At 40.8% G+C, this 15,753-nt stretch carries 15 protein-coding genes; 9 read left to right on the forward strand and 6 right to left on the reverse strand.

Annotation, left to right across the window (positions count from 1 at the left end):
- Positions 1-70 precede the first annotated feature (70 nt).
- The 7 genes from G4420_RS14020 to G4420_RS14050 all read left to right on the forward strand — a co-directional run bounded on the left by G4420_RS14020 (position 71) and on the right by G4420_RS14050 (position 6,936).
- Positions 71-1,816, forward strand: a complete 1,746-nt coding sequence (locus G4420_RS14020; protein WP_163324470.1) for a DUF262 domain-containing protein — start codon at positions 71-73, stop codon at positions 1,814-1,816.
- 344 nt (positions 1,817-2,160) lie between these two features.
- Positions 2,161-2,382, forward strand: a complete 222-nt coding sequence (locus G4420_RS14025) for a LapA family protein (RefSeq protein WP_163324472.1) — start codon at positions 2,161-2,163, stop codon at positions 2,380-2,382.
- 102 nt (positions 2,383-2,484) lie between these two features.
- Positions 2,485-2,919: a HEAT repeat domain-containing protein gene (locus G4420_RS14030; protein WP_163324474.1), complete on the forward strand. Its 435-nt coding sequence runs from the start codon at positions 2,485-2,487 to the stop codon at positions 2,917-2,919.
- 109 nt (positions 2,920-3,028) lie between these two features.
- A complete protein-coding gene (locus tag G4420_RS14035) occupies positions 3,029-3,250 on the forward strand; it encodes a LapA family protein (RefSeq protein ID WP_163324476.1) in 222 nt (73 codons plus the stop codon).
- 897 nt (positions 3,251-4,147) lie between these two features.
- Complete coding sequence (locus G4420_RS14040; protein ID WP_163324478.1) at positions 4,148-4,639, forward strand: hypothetical protein; 492 nt, start codon at positions 4,148-4,150, stop codon at positions 4,637-4,639.
- A 570-nt stretch (positions 4,640-5,209) separates the two neighbouring features.
- Positions 5,210-5,698, forward strand: a complete 489-nt coding sequence (locus tag G4420_RS14045; RefSeq protein WP_163324480.1) for a hypothetical protein — start codon at positions 5,210-5,212, stop codon at positions 5,696-5,698.
- Positions 5,699-5,961: 263 nt separating this feature from the next.
- Complete coding sequence (locus G4420_RS14050; RefSeq protein WP_163324482.1) at positions 5,962-6,936, forward strand: PliI family lysozyme inhibitor of I-type lysozyme; 975 nt, start codon at positions 5,962-5,964, stop codon at positions 6,934-6,936.
- A gap of 633 nt (positions 6,937-7,569) precedes the next feature.
- Here G4420_RS14050 and G4420_RS14055 read toward each other — a convergent pair.
- The 3 genes from G4420_RS14055 to G4420_RS14065 form a co-directional block, all read right to left on the reverse strand.
- Complete coding sequence (locus tag G4420_RS14055; protein WP_163324484.1) at positions 7,570-8,430, reverse strand: sigma-70 family RNA polymerase sigma factor; 861 nt, start codon at positions 8,428-8,430, stop codon at positions 7,570-7,572.
- A gap of 475 nt (positions 8,431-8,905) precedes the next feature.
- Positions 8,906-9,577 carry a hypothetical protein gene (locus tag G4420_RS14060; RefSeq protein WP_163324487.1) on the reverse strand — a complete coding sequence of 224 codons (672 nt, stop codon included), beginning with the start codon at positions 9,575-9,577 and terminating at the stop codon, positions 8,906-8,908.
- Between the two features lie 284 nt (positions 9,578-9,861).
- Entirely contained in the window at positions 9,862-10,230 is a 369-nt protein-coding gene (locus G4420_RS14065) for a DMT family protein (RefSeq protein ID WP_163324489.1), read from the reverse strand.
- Positions 10,231-10,795: 565 nt separating this feature from the next.
- Here G4420_RS14065 and G4420_RS14070 point away from each other — a divergent pair.
- Positions 10,796-11,248, forward strand: a complete 453-nt coding sequence (locus G4420_RS14070) for a hypothetical protein (protein ID WP_163324491.1) — start codon at positions 10,796-10,798, stop codon at positions 11,246-11,248.
- A 56-nt stretch (positions 11,249-11,304) separates the two neighbouring features.
- Here G4420_RS14070 and G4420_RS14075 read toward each other — a convergent pair whose 3' ends face one another.
- Positions 11,305-12,429, reverse strand: coding sequence for a succinylglutamate desuccinylase/aspartoacylase family protein (locus G4420_RS14075; protein WP_163324493.1), 1,125 nt, complete (start codon positions 12,427-12,429; stop codon positions 11,305-11,307).
- Between the two features lie 270 nt (positions 12,430-12,699).
- Between G4420_RS14075 and G4420_RS14080 the strand changes: the two genes are divergently transcribed.
- Positions 12,700-13,611: a nuclear transport factor 2 family protein gene (locus tag G4420_RS14080; RefSeq protein WP_163324495.1), complete on the forward strand. Its 912-nt coding sequence runs from the start codon at positions 12,700-12,702 to the stop codon at positions 13,609-13,611.
- 347 nt (positions 13,612-13,958) lie between these two features.
- Here the strand turns inward: G4420_RS14080 and G4420_RS14085 are convergent, their stop codons facing one another.
- The gene (locus tag G4420_RS14085) at positions 13,959-14,534 is read right to left on the reverse strand and encodes a hypothetical protein (RefSeq protein WP_163324497.1); all 576 of its coding nucleotides are present in this window, start codon (positions 14,532-14,534) and stop codon (positions 13,959-13,961) included.
- A 624-nt stretch (positions 14,535-15,158) separates the two neighbouring features.
- Positions 15,159-15,722, reverse strand: a complete 564-nt coding sequence (locus G4420_RS14090) for a hypothetical protein (protein WP_163324499.1) — start codon at positions 15,720-15,722, stop codon at positions 15,159-15,161.
- Positions 15,723-15,753: the final 31 nt, after the last annotated feature.

The following is a 15,753-nucleotide window of genomic DNA, read 5'->3' on the forward strand; positions in this document are numbered from 1 at the left end:
CGACCACATTAAAGTGATTGTTGGCGTTCATTGAAGGGAATCTCCGAACAATAAAGGAAAATATTAAAATATGGATTTTTATAGAAAAACAACTTTAGGATTATTTGATAGTTCACAGAAGTCATTCACAATACCTGTATATCAAAGAGCATATTCTTGGGAGAAACCAGAATGGAAAACGTTTCTAAATGATTTGATAGAACAAATTGAAGGAGGAAACAATTACTTTTATGGTAACCTTTTGCTCGAGACGATAAAGAAAGATGTTAAATATGAAATCATTGACGGACAACAAAGAATAACGACACTAACCATATTTATACGTTCTATATTAAATGTTTTAGCTACACGAAAATCGGAAAGTGAATTAAAGGATTTTGACTTTTTAACTAAAGAGACAATTTTCTTGAAAAACGGAGGGAACATAAAATTACGTCCTGTAGAATATGATAGAGCATGTTATGATGCATTGATCGTTGACAATAAGGATAAATATGAAGTTAGTACACAATCTCAAGAAAGAATTAAGGAGGCAAAAAACTATTTTATTGTTGAGCTTTCAAAATTGCCTACAGAAAAGATTTTAAACATTCTTGAAAAAATTGAAGGAACTGATTTGACTGTTATTGAATTAGCAGGGAAAAAGGATTCTGCATTAATGTTTGAGCTTGAAAATAACAGAGGTAAAGACTTGACAAACATGGAAAAAATCAAGTCTTATTTCATGTATCAAATGTATGTATACAGCGAGCCTGAAGAAACGGAATCTAATATTGAGAATGTATCTAATATTTTCAAACTTATTTATTTACTTATCAATGACTATAAACGCTTAAATGAGGATAGTGTCTTAATTTATCACAATAATGCTTACATAAAGGGGTATAACTACAGAACATTAAATGATATAAAAGAGGTATTTAAGTCATCTGAAAATAAAGTTGAATGGATTAAAAATTACATTTCAGAACTTCATACTTCATTCTCAAATATGAAGAAATATGAGCAGTCAGATGATGACTATTCTGCAAAATTATTTGAACTGAAAGCTCCCGCATTTATTTATCCATTTATCATCAAAGGATATAAGTATTTTGGAGATGATAAGAAGAAATTGAACACTCTATTTCGAGTGTTGGAGATTTTAACATTTAGAGCCAAACTAATTAATAGTCGTGCCAATATTCAAGAACGTTTGAATTCAATTCTATTATCATTCAATGGAGATTTACCATCGTTGATTACTGCAATTAAGAATAAGCTGAATGAATCTTGGTATTGGGGTGATTCTAATGTTAAAAACTATTTAAACGGAGGGATGTATGGAAATGGAGTATTGAACTACCTCCTTTGGCAATATGAAAACTCGATACAAAATAAAGGTTATAAAATAAAAAAGTTCTCATTGGATAATGAGCAGATAGAACACATTTCTCCAAGAACACCCAGAGTGGGAGAAGAACTAACCTGCGGATACGATGTAAATGAAGAAAATGAGTATTCCGAAGAGTTTATATCAAACAAATTGAATTCATTGGGTAATCTAATGTTAATTTCAGGTTCACATAATGCATCGATTGGAAATAAAGCGTTCAAAGAAAAACTAGAATCATATAAAAAGAACCCATTATTAAATCAGCAAGCAGAAATAAAAGATTATGCTGAGTTAGAGAATGATAACGCAATTTGGAAAACTTCATCAATTGATAAAAGACATACTGATATTGTGAGCTTTGCTAGAAAAAAGTGGAGTTTCGACTCTATCGATGTAAAATACTTGATTCCAACATTAGAAGAATATTTGGAGAATAATTAACAACGAAACCTCCGCTGGCGCGGATTTGTAAACCCTACTACTAAATAGAAACGAACAACATTCAATAACAACACTACTAATTAAAACCTACAAAATGAAAACAAACATTATTATTTACATCGTAAGCCTTGTAATACTGATTGCAGGAATAATTTTAACCGTTGAGAATCCCGGTTCAGGATGAATGCAAATGATAGCCGGAGGGGTAACCTTTTTAGGACTTACACTGAATATTCTGGGTTTTTCGTTGCGCATCAGGCAAAAAAGAAATTGAACAAACACCGCTGCAGTGAATCACTTCGCTTAGTGATAATAACAACCACTAATAACTAAATCATATAATTATGACCGACAAACAAGTAACAAAAGTAATTGGAATCATTTATTTTATCGGAGCAGTAATGGTGCTGACGGGCGCATTTTTCAGACTTCAACATTACCCATACGGATTATCACTGTTGTTCCTGGGATTTATGCTTGGTGCAGTAAGCAGTGCTTTTGATATCTCCAGGTTAAAAAAGAAAATAAAACGATTGGAAAAACAACTACATCAAAACCTGGATTAAAACACCGCTACCGCGCCCCAGAAGGTTAGGGGCATCCTCCGCTGGCGCGGATTTGTAATCCGTGCCTCGGTTGAAACAAGCGAAAAAATAAAATCAAGATTAATGACCACTTTATCATTTCTTCATAAAAATGGGCTAATCAAACTTACTCAAAAAAGAGTTGAGCAATGGTATAGAATGCAGGATACGTCGAAACTCGTTTTTGCCTTGGAGAATGGTTTGTATGATGTTAGGTTGTTAGCGGCTAAACATTTAGGAAATTTAAGAGCTGTAAATGCGGTTTCGGCGCTTAGAAAAAGTTTAAATGATAAGGTGAAATTAGTTTCGCTTGAATCAGCACAGGCATTACGTAAATTAACGAACGACCCGGTTATAATAGCAGAGATTGATAACAAACTTAAATATTGGGAGGAAGAAGAAGAAAAAGAGCAAAACCGAGTTATTAATAATGAGGTTCACAATGAAATGCCCAAATGGAAAAAGAGAGACTGGGTTGGGATTGTGAAAGAAATGCTTAAAAAACCAATGCGATGGTAAATTCCGGATTTAAACTATAATTATAATTTTTACTACCGCTGCCGCGCCCCCGAAACTTCGGTGCAACGAGCAGTGTTAATAACAACCACTAATAACTAAATCAAATAAGATGACCGACAAACAAGTAACAAAAGTAATTGGAATCATTTATTCTATCGGAGCAGTAATGGTTCTGGTGGGCGCATTTTTCAGACTTCAACATTATCCATACGGATTATCACTATTGTTCCTGGGATTCATACTTGGTGCAGTAAGCAGTGCTTTTGATATCTCCAGGTTAAAAAAGAAAATAAAACGATTGGAAAAACAACTACATCAAAACCTGGAGTAAAACACCGCTGCCGCGCCCCAGAAAGTTAGGGGCATCGCGCGGTTTTTGCTCCGAATGGGGGAAACAAAGCGGAATATTTGATTTAGTGGAGGGGAAACGAAAATTTGCGTAACTATTCGTTGCCCTTACGAACAACGCTTAAACGTTTCGGACCTTTGGCTCTTTTCGTTTAGGATATCAAATAATCCCGTAGGGATTTGATTTTAGTAAGCCCGGATGAATGATCCGTCGGCAGATGGAGCGAGAAATCCGGGGGTAAAAGGTAAACCGGAAAAGGCGCATCAGCCAAAGCAGATCAGGGCACGGAAGATCTATGCGCCGCAATTAGCAAAGTTAAATCACCACCCCGTCAGCGAAAGCATATGAATCATCAGAGTTAAAATCTCATATCGCTGCCACCCCTCCTGGCAGGAGGGGAAACGAAAATCTGCGTAACTATTCGTTGCCCTTACGAACAACGCTTAAACGTTACGGACCTTTGGCCCTTTTCGTTTAGGATATCAAATAATCCCGTAGGGATTTGATTTTAGTAAGCCCGGATGAACGATCCGTCGGCAGACGGAGCGAGTAATCCGGGGGTAAAAGGTAAACCGGAAAAGGCGCATCAGCCAAAGCAGATCAGGGCAGGGAAGATCTATGCGCCGCAATTAGCAAAGTTAAATCACCACTCCGTCAGTGAAAGCATATAAATCATCAGAGTTAAAATCTCATATCGCTGCCACCCCTCCTGGCAGTAGGGGAAATTAAATCAGTGGGGAGGTGGTTTTTTATTTTATCACCTCAACCGACCATAGTTCAAAACAGGATTTGCAAAAGCCCATAATTTACCATAACTTGTATACTTATTAACCAAATACTATAAAACGTAACCTTTTTAATAACTAAAACCCACAAATTATGGCAACCAAAACACCTACGGGGATTCCCGAGCCGGTAATTAACGAGGCTAGCCAGTTAATTACAAATGCACTTATCGTTTTAAAATCTTATTTAATTGCTTTAACGCCCCACGAGCGGCAGATCAGCGCCAAAATCAGCGATCGTTCCTATCCTTTTGTGGAAAAAACGTGCGATTATACGCTTTTGGCCCCTGAGTATGTTCCTCAATACATGGATGCCGAAAAGCTGCGCACCGATCTGCAGGTACACGACCAGCTGATTGAACTGCTGCGCATAAGCAAACAGCTTACCAACGGACTGGATGATTCGGCATTAAAAACCGGTGGCGATAGTTTCACCAATGCCCTTAATTATTACAACTCGGTTCGGCAGGCATCGCGCATTAATGTGCCCGGAGCCAAAAGCATTTACGAGGATTTGAAAAAACGTTTTATCCGAAGCAATTACGCTAAGGATACGGGGCAAAATGAACAGCCGGAAGAAGATTGATTCATTCTTTATATAACAGGATTATTTATTTGTAAGGGAGCATCCATTGAGGTGTTCCCTTTTCTTTTGCTCAAAAACAAAAGATACGGAGTAGCGAGCACCCTTTTTTTGCAACAAAAGTACTGTTACTACCTTCTGAAGCACAAATTCCGCCTTCGGAAGCTGAATTGACACCTTCAGAAGCTCAAGCTTCAGCTTCGGAAGCCGAAATTCCACCTTCGGAAGCTTAACGTCCGGCTTCGGAAGCTCAACGTTCAGCTTAAAAAGCTCAAACGACACCTTCGGAAGCACAAGTTTTAACTTTTGAACGCGGAGCTTCAGCTTCAGAAGCCCGAACGATACCTTCAGAAGCCCAAAGAGTACCTTCGGAAGGTAGAGTGACACCTTCGGAAGTACCCCCTTGAATTCTCGAAAGGGCTTGAGGTAGATTTGTTTATGTGTTGTGTATCAGTGATATGTCGCAAAGCATAAAAATTACACGCTGCGTGTTTTGGCAGAAAGGAAAGGGGTGTTGTAAATTCGGTTCAGTGTTAAACAATAATAATTTTTAATCTATTAAAACACACAAAAATGGATAACAAAATCAATTTTACCATTCCGGCCGAAACAGTTACTCAAGTAAATGAAGCACTGACAACGATTAGCACCGCTTTGCAACCTTATGTGATTGCCTTGTCGGCCGACGAACGCCGCGAACTCCCCAAAATGAGTGACAAAACCCAGCCTTTTGTTGATAAAGCGCTCGACTACCTGAGCCGTGCACCACAATTTGCACCTCCGTATATGGATGTCGATGGCATGCGGAACGATATGACGGTGCATAACCAGCTGATGCCGCTGTTGCGCCAGGTGCGTATTTTGTCGGATAACCTCGACGATACCACGATGGAAGCCGGCGCCGAAAGTTATGTGGCAGCACTGATGTATTACAACTCGGTGAAAATGGCGGCTAAAATGGATATCCCGGGAGCCAAATCGATTTACGACGACCTGAGTAAACGTTTTGAAAAAACAACTACGGGAAGCGAAGAAACACCAGTAGAAACAGAAACAAGATAATATTCCCGGGGCATGTGATCAGGGAGTTTGTTAATTTTTCGGTAAGTTCAGAAGATGCATCGGTAACGGTGCATCTTTTTTTTGTGCCCTTTTAGATTGCTTTTCTGCCTGCTAATATCCAGTGACCAATGTCCTATGACCAGTTCCAGCTTCGCTCAACTTTTTCCTTGATTCATCCTTCAATTCTTTCACAAATCCTTTTATTCCATTCAAACAATTCCTATTTTGAAGGAGTTAATAGCAATGAATCACACCTGCAAATTATGAAAACAAATTACACCCTGCTTGTTGGCCTCATCGTTCTGGTACTCACCAACTGTACTAATCCAAAACAAACGCAAGATAAAGCTGTGCCCGAATCCACTAAAAAACCTACCCTTTACGGTAACTACGTAAACGATACTTATGCCATACGCCACGAGGGATACGACTGGGTGGCGGTAAGGGTAAAAGAAGGTGCTGATAATTCCATTTATGTATCGGTGCGTTCGCGTGCCGATAAAAATAACCCAACTTGCTCGTTTGATGCACGGGCTTTTAAAACCGATGATAACACCTACGAATCGGTGAACCACGGCAAGGCCATTGTTTACTCCTTTTCCAACGATTCGTTAACCATTTCCACTAAAAACGAGGCCGACGAAAACATGCTTTACTTCTTTTGCTCAGGTGGAGCCACGTTTGCCGGAAGCTACACAAAAATTGATGAGCCGCTCGATACCAACCAGGTTGATAAAACCTCGTTTATTAAGGTTTTACGTTTACAGGATGTTGGGTTTACGGTTTCCTCTATCCGAAATAACAAGGCAAACACCTTTACCGTAAGCACTTTTGGCCTGCCACACGACTACAACGAAACCTTTGAAATTACAGGTTCGCGGGTAACAGATGCCGAGGTGGAAGACCTGAATGCCGACGGATCGCCCGAATTATTTGTGTATACCCAATCGGATGGCAGCGGGAGTTACGGCAATGTTTATGCTTTTTCGGTGAATAATTTAAAGTCGATGAGCCAAGTGAATTTTCCACCGGTAGCCGAAAACACTGAGCTAAACAAAGGTTATATGGGGCACGATGCGTTTGCCGTGGTTGAGAATCGCCTGGTGCAACGTTTTCCGGTATATAACGATGGCGACAGCAACGCCAATCCAACCGGCGGTATACGGCAAATAAGCTACAAACTTACCGAAGGAGAAGCCATGCGCCAGCTGAAAGTTGATAGGGTTAGTGAGTATTGAATTAGTTATTGAGTGAATAAGTTATTGAGTAAATTAGTTATTGAGTGAATACGGAAAAGTTTAGTGTTACCTGATAACTGCTTCCCAAACCTCAGCACTTAAATTGTATGACGGAGTGGGGCTTGAATTTAAAATTGCCAAATGCTAAACAGTTATATGGCCAAGCGCCCAATAACTGTAACTTGCAGCTAGCAACTGGTAGCTTCCTTCATCCTTTGAAACACCTTTTTGCACCGTGGCTTTAGCCCGGTGTAATTTTGAGACCACAAGAACGGCTTTAGCCATTAATTTTCTCATTAAAGGCTAAAGCCTAAAATGCTATTTACTCCTATATCACCGCCCTGAAGGACGGTGCAAAAAAATCTGTCAGCACGCGAATCCTTACACGAGGAAAAGATTGCTTCTCCGCCAGCTGGCGGATCGCAACGACGTTGTTTGTTGTGGGGACCCGGCAGCGGACAATGACTTATTCATCCTGTTATGAATTACTTCTGTCCGCTGCCCTGCTCCTGTATATACCGCGTCATTGCGATGCCGATGAGTTTTACGATTCGGGAGAAGCAATCTCTGGCAGCCGGCAACCAGCGGCTCGCAGCCTTAATTCATCCTTCATCCTTAATCGATAATCCTTACTTAGCCCAGATATGTTTTCAATAAATTACTTCGTGATGATTTTTGTAAGCGTCGGATAGCCTTTTCTTTTATCTGCCGCACCCTTTCGCGGGTCAATCCAAATCGTTCTCCGATTTCTTCCAGTGTCATTTCCCGGCAACCGAGACCGAAATACAGTCTGATAATGTCGTTCTCGCGTTCTACCAATGTTTCTAATGCACGGTGTACCTCTTTTTGCAGTGATTCCGTCATCAGCTCACGGTCGGCGTTTGGTGAATCTTTATTTACCAAAACATCCAAAAGACTATTTTCTTCGCTATACGCGAAGGGGGCGTCAACAGAAACATGTCTTCCTGATACCCTGAGCGTAGCGGCAACTTTTTCGGCAGGTAACTCCAGTATTTCTGCTAATTCTTCCGGCGATGGCTTCCGTTCATGTTCTTGCTCAAATTTTGCGATTGTCCTGTTAATTTTATGCAACGAACCTACCTGATTTAATGGCAAACGGACAATACGTGATTGTTCGGCAATTGCCTGAAGAATTGATTGCCGAATCCACCACACTGCATAGGAAATAAATTTAAACCCACGTGTTTCATCAAACTTCTGACCTGCTTTAATCAATCCAAGGTTTCCTTCGTTTATCAGATCGGGTAGGCTCAATCCCTGATTTTGGTACTGCTTTGCCACCGATACAACAAAACGCAAGTTAGCTCTGGTTAATTTTTCCAAAGCATCGTGGTCGCCTTTTTTAATTCGTTGTGCTAATTCAACTTCTTCCTCAACCGTAATAAGTTGTTCCTTGCCAAGTTCCTGCAAATACTTGTCTAACGAAGCACTTTCACGGTTAGTAATAGTCGTTGTAATCTTTAACTGTCTCATAGTTTTCCTAAAAAAGCATGCAATAGTACACCGGGAAAGCCGAACCGATTAACCACCTCTCTCTGGTTTTTAAACCAGGTCCGTACAGGTATTGACTACGCACTCGCACAGCAACATGCATATTATATACTTTTGTAACAAAGCCTGTATGCTATACTTAAAAAGTATGCATTAATATCTCTCCTGCGATCAGTGACTCCGATTTTTGGTGGTAAGGTGGTCCGATTTTTCCACAGCTACTACTACGAAAGAAATACAGGCTTTGTTGCAATGCGCATTGTAAGATTTTAAGCTAATCCTCTGGATTAAACCAAACGCGGTACCCCCTCCTGGATCCCCTTTGTCGGCCAACACACAAGCCTTACCCTGACATTTCCTCCGTCGGCTGACGGAGAAACAAAGCGGAATATCTGATTTGTGGAGGGGAAATGAAAACAGCAAAAATTAGCCGGAGTATTTTGATCAGGATAACTTTTTATTTTCGTTTTGTTGGCAGATAATACCCCAAATTTATCCCAACATTAAAACCTCTGAAGTTTCCGGAATAGGCTATGTTGTAATCCACATACGGAGCTACAATAAACTTATTGAAATACGTGTTTAACTCCATTCCCAGGGCAAAACAGGTAGCTCCATCGTACCCGTCGGGATGTTCCGGACTTACAACATTCGAAAACTGTTTAAACCGAAGAAAACTTACATATGGAGAGATTTCGATATTGTTGTGCGTGGGAATATGATAGGCAATATGTTCGCTGGAGAGAAGCATTGTAAGCCCAAAAAATACAAAGGTCCAAAATTCTGTTCCAATATCATCCTCTTCATCAGCTAAAACCCCCATGCCCAGCATCCATAAAGGTAAACCTATCGTTCCGATACCCCATTGTGAATGGTCTTCCCCGATCAAAAAACCTGAATCGAAGCTGAATCGTTCTCCCAAAAACATGCGCATTTTTATCCCCCCTGATAAACTTGAATTGTAAGGATTGTTTGCTGAAAGGTAGCCTGTTGACACAAAAATGCTGAAATCGCGCTTGCTGTGCAGCATCGCCGGTTCAGAAGGCGTATTTGAAAAAATGCCATCCTGAGCAGATAGAAACAAGGGAAGAACAGAAACTATAAGCACTATGTATAGTAACTTTTTCATGTCGGTTTTTTGGTCTTCATAAAATTGTTTCAGTCATACACCAATCTGCAATGTCTGTTATTCTATACGATTTTGTGACGCTTGGGTTATGAAATCCTTTGCTGACGCCGATTTGTAAGTCGTGCCTTGTTCAGCACTCTGCTTACATGTTTTAACCATCCTGTTGGTGAAAGCCTGTTTTTAATCCCCGATGGTATTTAAGATCGTTACCATCATTACCGGGAGAGGGGGAAAGTTTTTTGAATTGAAACGTATCCAGACAGAAGGCTGTACGGTATTGCCGTTTACTTCTTAAAAATAAAAAACACTGCTAAAATCAGGAAAACGAAACCCACAAAATGATTCCATTTGAATGATTCTGTTCGGAAAATAAGAATGGTAAAAATGGTGAAAACAACAAGGGTTATCACTTCCTGTAATACCTTTAACTCGATCAAAGAAAACGGTCCGCCGTTGTCTTTAAATCCCAAACGGTTTGCCGGAACCTGAAAAAAATATTCAAACAAAGCAATTCCCCAGCTGATTAACACAATGCCAATCATACTAAGCTGACTAAACCACTTCATTTCACTAAATTTCAAATGTCCATACCATGCTATCGTCATGAATGTATTCGACATTATCAGCATACCAATTGTAAAAAGACCTTTCATATACAGGATTGATAAAACGCAGCAAATCTATTAAATTCTTCAATCCATTATCGTTTGCGGTAGTGCAAATTTCTGCCAGGCTCTGATTTGTAATTGGTGCACTGTTTATCCGGCAACTAAATTGTTTCGGGCAGCCGTTATTTCATCAAAAAAGCCTTTTGTAATATTTGTCCGGAATGTTGTGTAAAAGCATTTGGAATTCAATTACGTTACACCGCACCAAAAAGACCTAAGCTATTAATCATGGGTTATCTTTAGTACAAATAACCAGGATGGTTCTTTTTAATCCGGACACATCTATACCGGCAGGATCGTGGATCTTTTGGGGAATTTGATTCGCCTTGTCGATAACTGGAGCTTTTGTGGGTGTAAAAACCGGGCAACGTTGAAGTATGCGGGTAGGTATTTTATCATTCCTTCAGCAATAACAATCCAAGGCTTAGATAACCTTTACTCCGTAAAACCGTAATAGCCTGAGAGCTTATTTACACCGTTCGTATTGTTTGGTTTTTTAGCGTATGTGAGGGAAAACGAACTGATTTCAACTAACCTTTAGATTTCAACAATGAAAAAAATTCTGGTAGTGATAGTTTTGGGCCTGATGTCGTTAAGCGTGCAGGGGCAGTGGTATACAAGGTCGTATGGTGTCGAGGATATCAACGATCTAAGCAAGGCACAGTTAAACTATGCCTTACAACGGGCTCAGGCCAATGTAAAAGCCGGGAAAATACTTACCTGGTCGGGCGTTGGGGCGTTTTCTGCAGGACTGGTTATTGTCGCTATTAGTTTAGATGATTTCTGGGAATTCTGGGACGATGATAATCAGAATCAGTTTGTGTTTGGCAGCACACTTATGCTTTTGGGAATGGCCTCAACTGCTGTTGGTGTTCCCTTTTGGATTGCCGGTGCTTCGCGTAAAAAGCAGGTGGAAATTGCCTTGCTTCGGTTTAATTCATCGGCGTATACCGGTTTCAAACAACCCGATCAGTTTGGACTCAGTTTTACAATCAGTTTTTGACCGCCGGGCAGGAATTGCCGGGGTTTTCCTGCTCGATCATTCCGGCATTTTTTAGCCTACTTCCTTTCAAACGTTTCCCGAACCTCGGCTACCCGGCCTACAACCTGGCCTTTTTTTATTGCAGGAGTAGCAATGGTTACAATAACTATTCCCGAAATTGGTGTAAAATATTCTTCCACAACTTTCCCCCAATAGTCGGTGGTGTAACCAAACTTGGTCCCTTTAATTACATATTGCCCGCGGTCGGTTAAGGGATAAAAAATACCATCATAATTACAGGTCATGGCCTGTTCGTTTTCCAGGTAAACAGGGTGCTCATTCGTGTAAGCTTCTCCTTCGAGCATGCCGGTTTTACGCATAACATTTAGCAGGTCGCTGGTAGCCACTTCCAGTTCTTCGGCAGTAACAATCCCGCGGTCGCCCCATTCCAGGGTAATCGCCGAAGCTCCCTGTCGCAGTGCTTCAAAATCAGAAAACTCCGAAGCAGCAGTATCTGCTATCCACGTATAATCGAAAGGGAAGAGGTATTTGTTGCTCATGGCATGTGCCAGCTCGTATGATTTTTTATCCATCTCCGGATCGGGGCAATTGTAGTAAAAATACAGGTAATCGATAATACGTTCGTTAAACTCACCTCCGTGTAAATCAATATAATAATCGCTTTTAGGCAGCACCTCGGAGGTAATGGTGTAGGTCATTCTTTCGGTAAGAGTGCCCTCTTTTTTCCCGGGAAATGAACGGTTCATGTTTTTATGATCTACCGGATTATTGTAAACCATTTTTTCTTTGAACGAAAGTGTATTGGCTACGTGAATAAGCACCAGCGTTCCTGATAGCTCATTTGGTTGCACCAGCGATTTCAACCGTTGCAGGGCAATTATCGGTACGTATTCGGTACCATGCAATCCTGCTAACAGCGTGAGCACCGGTCCCGGTTTAGTTCCGCAAATTATGCTTACAGGGATAGTTGTTCCCTGGTCCACACCGCTGTCGACCACTAAATTCCCCGAAACAATTTCTCCGGGAACAGCTTTTAATGTGCCAATGCTTAGTGCTTCACTGCTTTGTGCATAAAGAACTATGGGCAAACTATACAGAAGAAGTACCAGCAGAAAGATTCTGAATACGGATACGCGTTGATGTACTGGCGGGATTGGGCCGGCGAAAGGTAAAGATTTCATGATTTTTCATTTTGGTTGTTATGGTATACGCTTTTTCAGAACTGAAAGTTGACGTTGCACAATAAATGAGCACGGTAACGGCTGCACGGATTTGTTTTCTGTTCTCCTCACTACTAACCGGCAACAATAATCCTTCGATGCCTGCGATGCTATTGGTATCCTTTTAAAGATTCTAACGTATAGACGGTTATGTTAATGGAGCTTTCGTCCTGATCCGCGATATGCCTGATCTCATCTGTTTAATTTTAAGTTTCACCAAATAAAAAGAACATGAAAAAACTTGTTTGCCTTTTACTGGTGCTTGTATGGGGCACCTGCGCCTTTGCGCAAACCAAAAACGGAACAGTGTATTCGGAACATGAATACATTAACAAAACACGCGAAATGTGGAAAGCCTTTCAGGATGGCGATGCCGCAGCCTTTCAAAGTTTTTTTGCCGACAGTGTTTTTCGCTCAATGAACGGGACCTGGGACAAAGTATCAAGCGCAGTGTTTAAAAATGCTACCGAATCGTGGAGCAAAGCTTACGAAAATCTGGAAGTAAAAGATGACAAACCTGCGTATCCGGATGCCATCGATTACGGAGAAGGAGGAACATGGGTGCAGGATTGGTTGTTGTTTACCGGCACACACATTGAAAGCGGAATTAATATAGCCATACCGTATCACAACCTCTACAAATTTAACGACAACGGAAAAATTACACATATTGGTTTTTATTTCCCAACCGCTACATTCGACGCCATTCGCAAAAGCGGTACCACCTCCGAAAACGGTGAAGTGTATGATAATCATCCATACATTACAACGGTACGAAAGGCAGTTAATGCCTACTGTAATAAAAACCTCGACGAACTGGTGGCGTTTTATACCGAAAATGCCCGGTTCAGCGATTTAACCATGCCGTGGAATGAATCATTTCCACTGGAAGATGCAAAAAAAGGCTGGATGGCTGATTTTGAAAAATACGATAAGATTACTGTGAAACAACAGGGTTATCCCGACTGTATCCATTATAATAACGGAGATATGACCGTTGTTTATTCCTGGTGGACATGGTCGGCAGTAGATCCAGCTACCCAAAAGAAACTGGAGGTACCGGTAATGATGTCGGATTATTTTAATAAAGATGGAAAAATTACCATGCAAAGTCTTTATATGAGTACCAGTAACCTTGAATAAGAAATACCTTACTACTTATTGAAATACTTTTTTTTAAGAAAGGACCGTCCGTTTTGGATGGTCTTTTTTAATCCCTTCCGCGCTACCGAAACTTCGGGACATTGCGTGGTCTTTTGGATTGTTTTGGTGGTTTCTCCTCTGCAATGGCAATTTCAGGTTATATACCCGGTAGCGGACAATAACCTTATTCATTCCGGCATAATTCATTTCTGTCCACTGCCCTGATTATTATTCTATCGTGTCATTCGATCCGTCGGCTGACGGAGAAGCAATCTCAATAATTATTGCAACAAAAAAGGCTTAACAAGTTGTCAAGCCTTTTGTATTGGGGTATAAAGATCCGGCTCTTACCGTTTGCCTTTTAGCATTGTAATGGTTCCTTCCCAGTAATGGTGCGAGTTGTTGTCTTCTGTACTGTTGTAATCATCCGACCAACCTCCTCCTGTGGCTCCTTCGAAACGTCCGGATCCACCAACTATTTCAAACGGATCTCTCCAGTAGTTAACAACATAATCCGGGTGATCTTCCAACGGCGGAGAAACTACAGCTCCTTCAACAGTGATAAACAGTGTATCACCGTTGTCGGCTAGAATGTAGGCGTAAGTATTGCCATAAAAGATTGAATCTCCACCAGCTGACGCGCCAAGAATACAAAAATCAAAATGGACGGTGGAAACTCCCACATGCGTTCCTTCGCCAACACCGTCGACGATAATATTTGCATCGCATTTGTCTCCATTGGGCATATACGTTCCAAGGTAATGCGCTTTAAATGGAACAGTTACCATTTTTACGTCTCCATCTTTATCGGAGCCGTACTTACCGCTTTTCAGGTCGGAGGTAACATCTTCATTAAAATCTGCACAAGCAAAACAAAGGCTGACGCAGAAAACCAGACACAGCAATTTTCTGAAATTTTTCATAATTGGTAATTTTTGGTTAATAAAAAGTCTGGTTTTTCCACAACAGAAAATGGACGTAACTTTTCTTACGGATATTGCGGAATAAAAGTTATCCTATGTGTTTTGTAGGAAGGATATTGTTTGCAATGAAGTTTGGTCTTTAATCCTCTGTCCCGATCATCGCATCGGGAGGGATTAAAGGGTGATTGGACGTGATTGCTTTGGTCGTTCCTCCCTCGCAATTACATAAGCAGGTGGGGTAAGGCAGCAACGAACAATTAAATCTTTCATCCCGGCACGATTCACAAATGTCCGCTGCCTTGTACTTATTACATTGAATGTCATTCTATGGTGGAATACAAAAATGTTGGGAGGGTCTCAATAATCGTTGGTAGAAAAAAGAAGGGGAAAGCTCTATGGACGCTTTTTGAAGATGATTGATAGTTTACAAACCCCTAAGCACAAAACCAATCATAAATACAGAAGTCGCTTTCCCCTGTATCATCTTTACCAAGAGTCATACCAAAGCTGAATGAGGTCTGACCTTTAGATGTTTAACAAAATATTATATTTTCAACCTTTCTCAATTTGGGAATTATTTCCTCATTTGAGTCCATTTCCAGGTGAAGGGAAGTACGTGTGGAATTACTTCTGCATGTATTTCGGTACCGGAATCATGATGTGAACATAGGGCGTTCCGCTCCACATTACCCACGGGCCGCCGTTATCCGAATTTGTTGGTATTCCTTCAATAACTGATTCGTCCGGTGAGACAACGACGATATGCGGCACTTGTATTTCCATCCATTCGTTGTCGGGAGTAGGACTGGTATCCCAGGGATTTGTATTGCTGCGCGGAGCTCCTCCCTGCAAAAAATAGCCAAAGCCTGTTCGGGTAATATCAGGTGTTCGTTTTTCTTTTATGGCACTGAAAAGCTCAATAATTTGATCGTCGATACACATGGGATTATAACCGTCCATATGTGGATTATCGGGGAAACAGGTCCACCCGTTGGTTCCTTCACGCAAAACGATTGGTTTTCCGTCGGGTTCTGACGAGTAGTCGAGAATGGTGGCATTTTTAGTAATCGAAGGTGGTCCGGCACTCATGGCTTCTTCGATTCTGGCTTTTATATCGTTGGTTTGCGCTTGTGTGGGAAGGTGCACTAAACCTAAAAGTAAAATAGTTATAATTGAAAGTGTTTTCATCTCAGTTTATAATAAGGAGTTTCAATCAGCC

Origin of the sequence: Draconibacterium mangrovi, from assembly GCF_010586825.1 — a bacterium.
Taxonomy (GTDB): domain Bacteria; phylum Bacteroidota; class Bacteroidia; order Bacteroidales; family Prolixibacteraceae; genus Draconibacterium; species Draconibacterium mangrovi.

What these genes read in the sequence shown, in the direction of transcription:
- G4420_RS14085 (WP_163324497.1), bottom strand. Translation starts at nt 14,534, where the DNA reads ATGAAAAATTTCAGAAAATTGCTGTGTCTGGTTTTCTGCGTCAGCCTT.
- G4420_RS14060 (WP_163324487.1), bottom strand. Translation starts at nt 9,577, where the DNA reads ATGAAAAAGTTACTATACATAGTGCTTATAGTTTCTGTTCTTCCCTTG.
- G4420_RS14070 (WP_163324491.1), top strand. Translation starts at nt 10,796, where the DNA reads ATGAAAAAAATTCTGGTAGTGATAGTTTTGGGCCTGATGTCGTTAAGC.
- G4420_RS14090 (WP_163324499.1), bottom strand. Translation starts at nt 15,722, where the DNA reads ATGAAAACACTTTCAATTATAACTATTTTACTTTTAGGTTTAGTGCAC.
- G4420_RS14055 (WP_163324484.1), bottom strand. Translation starts at nt 8,430, where the DNA reads ATGAGACAGTTAAAGATTACAACGACTATTACTAACCGTGAAAGTGCT.
- G4420_RS14040 (WP_163324478.1), top strand. Translation starts at nt 4,148, where the DNA reads ATGGCAACCAAAACACCTACGGGGATTCCCGAGCCGGTAATTAACGAG.
- G4420_RS14080 (WP_163324495.1), top strand. Translation starts at nt 12,700, where the DNA reads ATGAAAAAACTTGTTTGCCTTTTACTGGTGCTTGTATGGGGCACCTGC.
- G4420_RS14065 (WP_163324489.1), bottom strand. Translation starts at nt 10,230, where the DNA reads ATGAAAGGTCTTTTTACAATTGGTATGCTGATAATGTCGAATACATTC.
- G4420_RS14045 (WP_163324480.1), top strand. Translation starts at nt 5,210, where the DNA reads ATGGATAACAAAATCAATTTTACCATTCCGGCCGAAACAGTTACTCAA.
- G4420_RS14025 (WP_163324472.1), top strand. Translation starts at nt 2,161, where the DNA reads ATGACCGACAAACAAGTAACAAAAGTAATTGGAATCATTTATTTTATC.
- G4420_RS14020 (WP_163324470.1), top strand. Translation starts at nt 71, where the DNA reads ATGGATTTTTATAGAAAAACAACTTTAGGATTATTTGATAGTTCACAG.
- G4420_RS14030 (WP_163324474.1), top strand. Translation starts at nt 2,485, where the DNA reads ATGACCACTTTATCATTTCTTCATAAAAATGGGCTAATCAAACTTACT.
- G4420_RS14035 (WP_163324476.1), top strand. Translation starts at nt 3,029, where the DNA reads ATGACCGACAAACAAGTAACAAAAGTAATTGGAATCATTTATTCTATC.
- G4420_RS14050 (WP_163324482.1), top strand. Translation starts at nt 5,962, where the DNA reads ATGAAAACAAATTACACCCTGCTTGTTGGCCTCATCGTTCTGGTACTC.
- G4420_RS14075 (WP_163324493.1), bottom strand. Translation starts at nt 12,429, where the DNA reads ATGAAATCTTTACCTTTCGCCGGCCCAATCCCGCCAGTACATCAACGC.